Here is an 8,421-nt window from a genome sequence, read left to right as displayed (position 1 = left end):
AGAGCCTAGGAACGAGTTCTAAACTATCCTTTTACCGCCCCGGCTGTTAAACCCTGAACAATGCGCCGCTGGAACACCAAAACCAGCAAAACCAAGGGCAAAGTTCCCAAAACGGTAGCTGCGGCGATCGGCCCGTAAGGAATCTCAAAGACTGACGCGCCGCTGAGTTGAGCCGTGGCGACGGGGATTGTTTTTAGAGATTCGCGAGTCATAAATGTCAGTGCAAAAATAAACTCGTTCCAAGCAGAAATAAACGTCAGAATTCCGGTTGTGACTAACGCGGGAAATGTCATCGGTAGCACGATTTGCCACAGCATTTGAAAAGTGTTGTATCCGTCAACTTTAGCAGCATCTTCCAAATCTTTTGGCAACTGTTGAAAGAAACTCCGCATCACCAAAATTGTCAGCGGCAGATTGATCGCAGTGTAAGGAATAATTAATGCTAAATAATTATTGCCTAAATCCAAAGCTTTGACAATTTCCAGCAGTCCCAAAAATAGCAGCACCGCCGGAAATAGGGTTACAATCGTCACACTTGCCAGGATGATTCTCTCGCTCCACAGCCGCAACCGGGCTAAAGCGTAAGCTGCGGGAGCGCCTACTGCTAAACACAGCAATGTTGAAGTAATGGAAACAAAAGCGCTATTTAATATGTAAAGTGCAAACGGGCGACGCTGGAACAGCGACAGGTAATGCTCGAAAGTAATTCGTTTGGGAATGTAGACGTTGGGAATTGCAGAAATATCTGCATTTACTTTGAAAGAAGTTAGCACCTGCCAGATAATAGGTGCGAGGAAATATGCGACGACTAATATCGCTGAGATTGGCAAGATTAATTTCCGGATGTCAAAGGTTTTTTTGGTGGGTTGTTCGCGGGCGATCGACATAATTTATACCAATTAAAGGAACGTGCTAAGTTGTTCTGCATTTAGATTTAACTTTCTGGGCGGGCTTTCCTGGACACCCCACAAGAGTTTCAAGAAATAGGATTGTGCGGCGAGAAACCGGGTTTCTATGAGTTTTGTGAACAGTCACGAGAAATTTACGAAGAAACCCGGTTTCTGGGCTCTGTGTGCGATCGCAAACTAACTTAACCAGTACCAATCTAAAATCTAAAATCCCAAATCTAAAATTGACTGGCGCGGGCTCTCGATAACAGGTAAGCGGCGATCGCAACTGCTGCCACTAACAGCAAAAAAGTACACACCACCAAAGCAGCCCCATACCCAAAGTCTAAATACCTCATTACCGTGCTGTAAATGTAGATAGAAACCGTCTCAGTTGCCCCCGCCGGCCCCCCTCCCGTCATCACCTGAATCAAGTCAAAAATGCCGAAAGCTTGGGCAAATCGAAACAGCATAGCAATCACAATTTGGGGCATCAACAGGGGCACAGTAACTTGACGGAAACTCTGCCAGCTACTAGCGCCGTCAATCGCGTGTGCTTCGTATAAATCACCGGGAATCGATTGCAATCCCGCTAGCAAAAGCAAGCTGACAAAGGGCGTAGTTTTCCACACATCCGCTGTAATCACTGCCATCATTGCCAAAGTCGGATCTCCCAGCCAGCTAATGCTATTTTGAATCAATCCTAATCGCATCAAAACATCGTTAATTACGCCGTATTGATCGTTAAAAATCCACGCCCAAGCTACTCCCATCAATGCAGTCGGCAGCGCCCAAGGTAGCAAGGAGATTGTGCGAACAATGCCGCGCCCTGCGAAAGATTGATTTAAGACTAAGGCAATGCCCATACCGAGAATTAATTCCAGCACAACCGAGGCGACAGTAAATACTGTGGTGTTGCCTAAAGTTTGCCAGAAACGCCCGTCACCTAACATTCGACTGTAGTTAGCAAAACCGGAAAAAACCAGTTTTAATTCTGTACCGAGGTTTTGGGTGAATAAACTCAGCCAAAAAGCGCGCAATATTGGGTAAGCAAATACTAGCATCAGAATTATCAAAGCTGGTGCTACTAATATCCACCCGGTTTTTTGTTCGCGCTGTCGCATCTTGTCTAATTGCATATTTCTCACCTTTAATTTATTTTGGGGCGGGCTAGAAGCCCACCCCCTACTCCTCACAATTGAATTATTTTTTTGTGGAACAGGCATCTTACCTGTTCCTAACTCTTTGTGGAACAGGCATCTTGCCTGTTTCTAACTCTTTGTGGAACAGGCATCTTGCCTGTTCCTAACTCTTTGTGGAACAGGCATCTTGCCTGTTTCTAACTCTTTGTGGAACAGGCATCTTGCCTGTTTCTAACTCTTTGTGGAACAGGCATCTTGCCTGTTTCTAACTCTTTGTGGAACAGGCATCTTGCCTGTTTCTAACAGAGGCAAGATGTCAAATTTACGAAGCTTGGGGTTGTTTCAAACTGCCTAATAAATTACGAGTTTCGCTAGCGGCTGCTTTCATTGCTTGTTCTGCACTCATTCTCCCGGTAAAAGCTGAACTCAAATAGCGCTGCAAAATATCAGAAGCTTGAGCGTATTGTGCCAGGGGCGGGCGCAAAGCTGATCGTTCCACTACTTTTAGCAGTTGCGGGTAGTGGGGATATTTGGCGACTATTTCTTTGTTGGTAAACAGCGATTTGTAACTGGGAACTAAACCGGTTTGTAAAATAAATTTGCGTTGGGTTTCCTCGCTGGTAAGGTACTGAATTGCTTTCCACGCTTGTTCTGGATGTTTTGAGGTTTTGGCAATTCCCCAGCCCCAGCCGCCCAAGCAGGAACCGCCTGTTTGGCCGATACTGCTGAGCATTGGCTCGATCGCAATTTTACCTCTAACATTCGATCCTTCGGCATTTGCCAGCTTCCAAACATAGGGCCAGTTTCGCAAAAACAGCGCTTTGCCATTTTGAAACAACAGCCGGGTTTCTTCTTCGCCGTAGGTGGTGACACCCGGAGGAGAAATGCCAGAGGCGATCGTATTTTTGAGAAATTCCACTGCTTTAATTGCCTCCGGTTTATCTAACCCAACTTCAAAAGTTTGAGGGTTTGCCCAGAAGCCACCAAAACCGGAGAGCACTTCGACAAACATCGCAGATACTCCCTCGTATTGTTTACCTTGCCACAGATAACCCCAAGTTGCTTTTCCCTGTTTTTGCAAGTTTTGAGAGATTTTTACCATCTCTTCAAAAGTTTTCGGGGCTGGAATCCCCGCTTGTTCTAAAATGTCTTTGCGGTAATAAAGCATTCCGGCATCGGAAGCGTGGGGAATTCGGTAAAGTTTGCCCCGATAGCGCCCGCCTTCGACGTTACCTTGGATGAATTTTGATAGTTGTTCGGGGGGAATTCTGTCTGTCAAATCGCTTACCCAACCTGCGGCTGCAAATTTGGGAACCCAGACAATATCCATGTTGATGATGTCGTAGGGCGATTCGCCTAAAAGAAAGGCAGATGTGTAAAGATTTTCTATGAGGTTGCTGTCAAAAGGCCCTTCTATGAGGTTGATGCGAATGTCGGGGTTTTTCTGTTCAAATTCTTTGACAAAGGGTTTCCAGTTAACAAGGTCTTGACCTTGCATTAACATGGTAATCACGACTGGCTGTTGAGTCAGTGCCGGCAGAATAAATAAAAGTAAGACTGTCGCTAATGTGACAGCGAATAAGGCTAAAAGACGGGGACGCTTCTGGCTTCGTTGCTGCGGGGAATTTATTTTTTGCATTTGTTTTTGAGAAATGGCGGTGCGATCGCCTTCTTTCTCTCATAACTCGCTTTCTTTTGTTTCGCTGGATTTAGCGAGTTTGTGCAATAAAAATTTAAGTAAACTTTAGCTTACTTAATAATGCTTGAGTGAAGAGTGCAAATTTTGATTAAACTAATTAGATGGCGAGTTAAATCAACATCTATCTACAGATAGATATTAAACCTATTACAAAAATCATCAACTATCTTGAGATTATCTGCGTTTATCTGTGTTTATCTGCCTGTAATCTGCGGTTGATCCTTCTATCAAAGATTTATCCAATTCAAGTCTATTGAGAACATTTAAATAAATAATTCTTCCTTCTTCCTTCTTCCTTCTTCCTTCTTCCTTCTTCCTTCTATCCTTTACATCCGTTACATCCGTTACACAATCCGTTGCCGAACTTCTTCCTTCTAAATACAAAAAACACCGCTCCTCAAAACAGGAGAACGGTGTATAGGGGGTGTTATGGGTTGTTGTCTGGGATTAACCTTAACAAATCAGGGTCGGCTGAGGCTATGCCTTGTGATGGTTAAAAAATTGGCACAAACCTGCATTATCGCCCGTTGATCGATCGACCTTTGCAATTAGCCCAACCATTCCACAACAGCATCCTGCTTGGTATTGGTGCGCCGTTCTGGGGTTTCGCGGTTGAATTTCAAGTGGATGGCGCGGTTTTGTTCGCCGTCTGCTGCTACTGCAAAAATCGGATAGTCGATTAAGCCGTCTTGGAAAGACATCTGGAAGCGGAAAGTGCCGTCAGGATTGAGTTTAATCGGCTGTCCGCCTACGTAGACGGTAGCGTCGGGTTCGGTGGCGCCGTAGACGATCAGTTCGGCATCAGCAACTAACCAGAACTGGCGGGGGCGCATCGGGGCGGCGAAGCCAACTCCCGACATACCGACACCCGACATACCGAAACCGGACATGGTGAGACCGGACATACCGACACCCGACATGGTGAGGCCGGACATACCGACACCCGACGCGGTGAGGCCGGACATACCGACACCCGACGCGGTGAGGCCGGACATACCGACACCCGACGCGGTGAGGCCGGACATGGTGGGAGCCGCCCACATTCCGACGCCGGAGGGGAACACGTAGGAACTGAGAGCTTGTTCGTGGATGCCGACTTGCTGGACAGAACCGGCGACGTGCTGCATGGAACCGAAGACAGAACCCGCTACGCGCAGGGCTTCTGCAGATTCTGCCATGCCGAAGATTTGTTCGTAGATGGCGTTGCTGGTGCTGTAACCACCGCCATTGACTGCTTTTGCGAGTTTCTTGGCCGGAGGAACCAGTTCCGCGAAGGTTTTGCCCTGCAATTCTTCTTCCCAGTCGAGGGTGATGAATTGATCTTCAATCCAGTCGCTGGGATAGACGGGAGGAACCCGGACTTCGGCCGATCGAGCTAATACCAGCCAGCGGCCATCTGCACAGCGGTAGCCGATGTCGATCGCGTAGTCCCGATCGCTCACGGGGATTGGCACGTACCATTCCCGCGCCAATTCGTCGCAGGGATATTCTTGAATGCTGTGCGGGCTTTGAATGTCGAGGTTAACATCTGTAACGTCGTAGATCCGCAGGGCCAGTTGCTGTCCTCCTTGGCGACGCAATTCTTCTTTGCGATCGTTAGGAATATCCCAGTAAGTGTAGGCCCATTCTGGGTCGCGGGGCATTAAAACAACCCGACTTTCGCCGTAGCCGTTGGGCAAATCTGCTAAACCTTCATCTACAGACGACAAAGAACCGCCTGTTCTATCTTCTTGACCGAGTTCAAACTTTGCTGCTTCCACTGCTTCTTGTGCCTCTAATTTGCGAGATGGGCTGTAGGAAAATTTGGTGCGTTGAATTTCTTGAATTGATGCCAGAAGTTGCGATTTCCGCATCCGGCTGTAGCGAGAGACTCCACATTCGCTAGCAACTCTGCGGAGTTGTCGCAAAGTCATCTCTTCTAATGGTGGGCGTTCTTTGGCCATGAGTTGGTTCTCCACTAATTTAGGATGGCGGGTTAGATTTTTCCTTTCAACACAAATGTGTTGACTTTTTGAGTTAGAAACTCTTTTAAATCCACATATTATCGAGCTTCCAAATCTCCAACCTTTGAAGCCTTGCTTGTTTTTAGCTTGTCTTTTTCCCCATGCGATCGGGGGTTTTGACTTTTTGGCTTCTGCGCGCACCGTTCGATCTAAATAAAGCTTTATCTGTCGATTCTTGATTGACAAGATCGATTTTGTGAGTGCGATCGGTGCTGCTAGCAACGCTGTGCTGGCAGCACACGCGCTATTCGACTCCCAGGGCTGCTTAATCCAAGCATTTCTTTGGGATCGCTTTGTCATGACTTAATGTTGCAGACAAGTTGCGATCGGGTCAAGGGGTCTTTTGCCTCAATCCTGGGTAGTTATACGCATTTTCGTGATTTTGGGGATCACTTTGTCAGGGAATCTTGACATATTAGAGGTTTGGGGGATCAGTGTTGAAGCGAATGTCAGGATTTGATGACAAATGGGGATAGGGGGCTTTTGATGGGTTTGGAGGGTGGGGGCGATCCGTATGCAATATCTATATCTTTAGGAATTCGATCGCACTTCCAGCCAACTATTCTCCCGATGCTTTTCTCTCCATCACTTCCTGTCACCAAGGGATTAAATTTTTGTTGGCGCGCTCATACTATATGCTACTATAGCATATAGTAGCAAAGTAAAATCCAAGATAGAAGATACAATGTCTATAGAATTAAAAGAAAAAGAACTCGTGGGTGGAAAACGCAAGCGGGAGTTGATAGCGGTATACATCCCCAAAGAAAAGAAAGTCGCTTTAGAGGCGTGGGCAGCCTCAGAAGAGCGATCTGTTTCTTGGATAGTCGCCAAGCTGATCGATCAAGCACTTTGCTCCCGTCAACAGCAGCAGGAAGGTTCGGACAATGACAACTAACCCACTTAGCTATCTCGAAGATCCTGAAGATGAAATCCAGCGTATGGGGAGTCCTCAAACCGAATCCGTTGTAGCAGTAACCCGAAAAAAAGCAAACGTTGCTTAGAAGAAGCAAAAGGACGGAAGTTAGTCGCCGTTCAACACTTTCAGAAGAACATTTGGCAGTGTATTTTCCCAGGAGGCGAAGATGAAGACTAAAGGTACAATTGTTTGGGACTATAAACAGGGTTGGACTTCTCCAGAACTAGAATTTCCGGCAACAGGTAAAATTGCTGTTTTTGTCGATTACCCAGATGACGACTTAAGTATGCCCATCATCGAACCAGAAGTAGAAGAACTTTTGTCAAGTTTAGGCTATGTTGGTGAGGGTCGCTACATTGGAGAAAACGATCGCCTCAAACCCTGCGATACAAAAACTGTTACTTATGTAGAAACATTCTCTATTGAAGAGTTCAACCATCATCTCAGAATACTGAATCAAACTATCATTCCGAGGGAATGGTTTTATATCTTAAATTCCGAGGGAAATATTATCCATCTTCAAGAGGCGATCGTTCCAGCATAACCGCTCCGCTTGGGATTTACGCACGGGTGGCCAGAAACCGGGTTTTTGCGAGAAAACTTCGTCACAAGACGCAGAAACGCATAAAAACCCGGTTTCTTTGGTCTGAGTGGGTAAGTCCTGAAAATAGATATGTCTTTGGGAAGATGATAAACTGGAAAACATCCGGGTGAGGCTGTCGCAGGAGTGAAGGTAAAAAGTAATCAGACTTCTCTAACATAGATAATCAAGGAGAAACTATGGACCCGATCACCTCAGCAATTTTTTTAGGAGTTGCAGGAAATTTAGCAACCGATGCGCTCACAGCCGCTTACACAAGCCTTAAAAAGGCTTTAACCAAGAAACATGGTCAAGATAGCGACTTGGTTGAGGCGGTTAACAAATTGGAAAAGACACCGGACAGAGATGACAGAAAAGCTACAGTGCAAGCTGAAGTTGAAATCGCTAAAGCTAATGATGATGCAGAACTGGTGAAATTAGCTCAAGATTTGCTCAATCAACTCAAAGAGCAATCAGGGGGTATGTCCGCTATTAATCAGACTGTTAGTAAGGTTAAATTTGCTGCCATTGCTGGGGCTGGAAATGCGAGTATAAGTCACATCAATGACAACGCACCAGCAGAAGACCGGAAGAAATAATCTTACTTGATGGGATAGGCAGGCGTGACTGAAAGCAATATCGAGCAAAATATCCGAAAAGCGCAATTTGCTGCTACTTCAGCAACTGGCAGTGCAGTTATCAATATCTACAACTACTATTACCATGAAGATGTTAGGATTGCACCAGTCACGCCTGCCGATACTTCTCAAGACGACGACCTTTCCTGTCCGTATCAGGGTTTAGATTACTTTGAATCCAATCATGCAGAATTATTCTATGGACGTGATACTAAAATACAAGAATTAGTAGAGGCGACTAAAAATCGCAATTTTATTCCGATATTAGGTGCATCCGGTAGTGGAAAATCTTCTTTAGTGTTTGCGGGACTCATACCAGAATTAGCAAAACAAAAAAATTGGCTTTTTACATATTTCCGTCTTGGTTCTAATAAAGACCCTTTATACTCACTTGCTGAAGCACTTGTTCCCTTGTATATGTCAGAACAAGATTCTACTAATGAGATGAGTCAAGCTAATAACTTAGCTAAACTTCTTAGACAGGGTAAGAGCATCTCAATCAGCCTTGACAAAAGGATTTGAGAAGAAGCATCATGTATTCATCATTCATTGCAGC

At 45.6% G+C, this 8,421-nt stretch carries 10 protein-coding genes; 5 read left to right on the top strand and 5 right to left on the bottom strand.

Translation table 11 applies throughout. The annotated features are described in order from the left end of the window. Positions 1-23: 23 nt before the first annotated feature. The 5 genes from QUA00_RS30445 to QUA00_RS30425 form a co-directional block, all read right to left on the bottom strand. Positions 24-887, bottom strand: a complete 864-nt coding sequence (locus QUA00_RS30445) for a carbohydrate ABC transporter permease (protein ID WP_333412175.1) — start codon at positions 885-887, stop codon at positions 24-26. Between the two features lie 239 nt (positions 888-1,126). Next, positions 1,127-2,026: a sugar ABC transporter permease gene (locus tag QUA00_RS30440; RefSeq protein WP_333142981.1), complete on the bottom strand. Its 900-nt coding sequence runs from the start codon at positions 2,024-2,026 to the stop codon at positions 1,127-1,129. Between the two features lie 325 nt (positions 2,027-2,351). Continuing rightward, positions 2,352-3,668 (bottom strand): ABC transporter substrate-binding protein, encoded by a 1,317-nt coding sequence (locus QUA00_RS30435; RefSeq protein ID WP_333412174.1) that lies wholly within the window; start codon positions 3,666-3,668, stop codon positions 2,352-2,354. A 234-nt stretch (positions 3,669-3,902) separates the two neighbouring features. Next, complete coding sequence (locus tag QUA00_RS30430; RefSeq protein WP_333412173.1) at positions 3,903-4,112, bottom strand: hypothetical protein; 210 nt, start codon at positions 4,110-4,112, stop codon at positions 3,903-3,905. Between the two features lie 164 nt (positions 4,113-4,276). Then, positions 4,277-5,671: a DUF4912 domain-containing protein gene (locus QUA00_RS30425; RefSeq protein WP_333412172.1), complete on the bottom strand. Its 1,395-nt coding sequence runs from the start codon at positions 5,669-5,671 to the stop codon at positions 4,277-4,279. 235 nt (positions 5,672-5,906) lie between these two features. Between QUA00_RS30425 and QUA00_RS30420 the strand changes: the two genes are divergently transcribed. The 5 genes from QUA00_RS30420 to QUA00_RS30400 all read left to right on the top strand — a co-directional run bounded on the left by QUA00_RS30420 (position 5,907) and on the right by QUA00_RS30400 (position 8,387). Beyond that, the gene (locus QUA00_RS30420; protein ID WP_333327570.1) at positions 5,907-6,038 is read left to right on the top strand and encodes a hypothetical protein; all 132 of its coding nucleotides are present in this window, start codon (positions 5,907-5,909) and stop codon (positions 6,036-6,038) included. Between the two features lie 378 nt (positions 6,039-6,416). Further along, positions 6,417-6,626, top strand: coding sequence for a ribbon-helix-helix domain-containing protein (locus tag QUA00_RS30415; RefSeq protein WP_333412171.1), 210 nt, complete (start codon positions 6,417-6,419; stop codon positions 6,624-6,626). Between the two features lie 187 nt (positions 6,627-6,813). Beyond that, on the top strand, positions 6,814-7,191 hold the full coding sequence (locus QUA00_RS30410) for a hypothetical protein (RefSeq protein ID WP_333412170.1): 378 nt from the start codon (positions 6,814-6,816) through the stop codon (positions 7,189-7,191). Between the two features lie 236 nt (positions 7,192-7,427). Beyond that, positions 7,428-7,826 (top strand): hypothetical protein, encoded by a 399-nt coding sequence (locus QUA00_RS30405; RefSeq protein ID WP_333412169.1) that lies wholly within the window; start codon positions 7,428-7,430, stop codon positions 7,824-7,826. Positions 7,827-7,850: 24 nt separating this feature from the next. Beyond that, a complete protein-coding gene (locus tag QUA00_RS30400) occupies positions 7,851-8,387 on the top strand; it encodes an nSTAND1 domain-containing NTPase (RefSeq protein ID WP_333412168.1) in 537 nt (178 codons plus the stop codon). Positions 8,388-8,421 lie beyond the last annotated feature (34 nt).

Origin of the sequence: Microcoleus sp. T2B6 (assembly GCF_036700475.1) — a bacterium.
In the GTDB taxonomy this organism is placed as follows: Bacteria; Cyanobacteriota; Cyanobacteriia; order Cyanobacteriales; family Microcoleaceae; genus Microcoleus.
This window is presented reverse-complemented; position numbering and strand designations above follow the sequence as displayed.

Excerpts from the sequence above, each read along its gene's own strand:
- QUA00_RS30440 (WP_333142981.1), bottom strand. The coding sequence starts at position 2,026 with ATGCAATTAGACAAGATGCGACAGCGCGAACAAAAAACCGGGTGGATA.
- QUA00_RS30425 (WP_333412172.1), bottom strand. The coding sequence starts at position 5,671 with ATGGCCAAAGAACGCCCACCATTAGAAGAGATGACTTTGCGACAACTC.
- QUA00_RS30415 (WP_333412171.1), top strand. The coding sequence starts at position 6,417 with ATGTCTATAGAATTAAAAGAAAAAGAACTCGTGGGTGGAAAACGCAAG.
- QUA00_RS30445 (WP_333412175.1), bottom strand. The coding sequence starts at position 887 with ATGTCGATCGCCCGCGAACAACCCACCAAAAAAACCTTTGACATCCGG.
- QUA00_RS30435 (WP_333412174.1), bottom strand. The coding sequence starts at position 3,668 with ATGCAAAAAATAAATTCCCCGCAGCAACGAAGCCAGAAGCGTCCCCGT.
- QUA00_RS30405 (WP_333412169.1), top strand. The coding sequence starts at position 7,428 with ATGGACCCGATCACCTCAGCAATTTTTTTAGGAGTTGCAGGAAATTTA.
- QUA00_RS30410 (WP_333412170.1), top strand. The coding sequence starts at position 6,814 with ATGAAGACTAAAGGTACAATTGTTTGGGACTATAAACAGGGTTGGACT.